The organism is Pseudoalteromonas sp. SR45-5 (assembly GCF_014163565.1).
GTDB classification, from domain to species: domain Bacteria; phylum Pseudomonadota; class Gammaproteobacteria; order Enterobacterales; family Alteromonadaceae; genus Pseudoalteromonas; species Pseudoalteromonas distincta.
In genome coordinates, this window is sequence record NZ_JACJDN010000634.1 from 1 (window position 1) to 2,231 (window position 2,231).

The window sequence follows — 2,231 nt, forward strand, 5'->3', positions numbered from 1 at the left end:
GCTTATTACCGTTAAAAATAACCTTAATAAACAAATTAAAGGCCTAATTACGGGTATCGAAAAAGAGCTTAATAGGGTTACAAGAACCGTTGGGGCTCTTGAAAATGATTTAAATAATATTAGAGCGCGCTACCAAGATATTACCCGTAAAGAAACTCAATATAACCAGCTAAAACGTGAAGTAGAAACTAACCGCAATATATTTAATACGTTTTTATCACGCTCTAAAGAAACCGAAGTAACAAGCGATTTTACCTCTGCCGCAGCACGCTTTACCGACCGAGCTTATGCACCAAATAACCCTAGTAAACCTAACAAAAAGCTTATTGTTGTGCTTGCGTTTGTAGCGAGTTTTATTTTTGCAATAGTTATGAGCTTTATTTTTGATGCCCTTAACGATACCGTTAAAACTAAACCAGACGTAGAAAGCAAGTTAGCCCAGCGAATGCTTGGCTTATTACCACAGGTAAGTTTACCTAAAAAAAGTGTGTTGCCTATGCATGCATATCTTGACGAAACGTATAGGCGCTTTGCTGAGTCAGTACGAACATTTCGTACCAGCTTACTTTTAACTCAGCTTGATAAACAGCATAAAATTATTGCTGTTACCTCAACATCGCCAGGTGAAGGTAAAACAACAACATCTTCTAATTTAGCTATATCGTTAGCTCAAATGGGTAAAGTACTGCTAATTGATGGTGACTTACGTAAGCCAGCTATTGCTAAGCGATTTGAAATACCGGTTTATCATCCTGGTTTAACAAATTTAATAGTGGGTACAGAAGAGCTAAGTGAGTGTGTTCACATTGATGAAAAGTCAGGTGTGGTAATAATGCCAAGTGGGCAAATACCAAGTAACCCACTTGAGTTATTATCAAACATTAAGTTTACACAGTTGATTGAACACCTTAAAACTCAGTACGACCATATAATTATTGATACACCACCAACACAAGCTGTGAGTGATGCATTAGTAATAGCACAAAGTGCTGATTCGGTTATATATGTTGTAAAATCAGACGTTACACGTATTAAACCAATTAAAGCAGGACTTGAGCGGTTATTCGAAGTAAAAGCCCATGTAGCCGGTGTGGTGCTTAATCAGGTGGATATGAGTAAGTCTAACGATGAGCATAGCTATGGTTACTACGACTACCACGATTACTCTAAAAAACCTGAACCAGAAAATACTTAAATGGCATATAAATTGTGATTGATATACATTCACACATTTTGCCAGGTATTGATGATGGCGCTAAAGATTTAAACGAGTCTTTAGCGCTTTTAAAAATGGCGCAAAGCGACGGTATAACGCATATTGTTGCAACCCCACATATACATTTAGGTCGGTATAATAATTCGGCTCCCCAACTTTTTAATGATTTAGCCCAATTAAAAGCAGCTTGCTTAGCTCAAAATATTAATATAAATATTGCAGTAGCTGCAGAGGCTCGTCTAGATGTTGAGTTAATGCCGCTTGTATTAACTAATAAACTACCGTTTATTGGCAAAAAAAATGGCTTTAATTATTTATTGTTAGAACTACCTCATTCACATGTGCCTCAGGGGTACGACAAATTTATTACTTGGCTTGCTAAACAAAATATAAAAGTGGTTATTCCGCATCCAGAGCGAAATCGTGATATTCAGTCAAATCTATTTTACATTGAAAAACTAACACAGTTAGGGTGTGAGTTTCAGTTAACCGCGTCTAGTATTGAAGGCTTATGGGGAGAGAAAGCTCAGTACATTAGTGAACACATGCTTAAAGCTGATTTAGTGAGTTACATTGCATCTGACGCGCATTCGGTAAAGCGCAGGCCACCTATTTTAAGTAAGGCAAAAAAACGAGTAACCGACATGCTTGGTGAAAGTAAGTCGCATGCACTATTTGTAACAAACCCTAAGTGTTTAACTGAGGTATTGTTTAATGTTTAATCGGCTGGCTTTTAAACGGTTACAACTTGCGCTGTTGGCAATAGTTACACTCATTATTTGTTATTTTAGTGTGCAAAGTATGCGCGCTAATGCTTGGTATTTTAGCTCACTAAATACAGTGCAAGAACTCAGTAACACCTCACCCGTTGATGCACCAGAGGCTTATAATAATGAGCTCAACAAAGCCCAAAATGCTATTAAGTTAGCCCTAGACTTTGAGCCTGAACATGCCCATTATTTGCATTTTTTAGCGTATATTAAGCTGCTTACTTTAGCTAACACCGATCAAGCTC

2 protein-coding genes and 1 pseudogene are annotated in these 2,231 nt (G+C 37.4%); all 3 read left to right on the top strand.

The annotated features are described in order from the left end of the window. Window positions 1–1,195: polysaccharide biosynthesis tyrosine autokinase (locus H5072_RS17350; RefSeq protein ID WP_182694258.1), on the top strand; the 1,195-nt coding region annotated here is incomplete at its 5' end. Window positions 1,196–1,209: 14 nt separating this feature from the next. Then, on the top strand, window positions 1,210–1,938 hold the full coding sequence (locus tag H5072_RS17355) for a tyrosine-protein phosphatase (protein WP_182694259.1): 729 nt from the start codon (window positions 1,210–1,212) through the stop codon (window positions 1,936–1,938). Beyond that, window positions 1,931–2,231, top strand: a pseudogene (locus H5072_RS17360) (hypothetical protein); the annotation flags it as partial. The gene H5072_RS17355 and the pseudogene H5072_RS17360, both read left to right, overlap by 8 nt.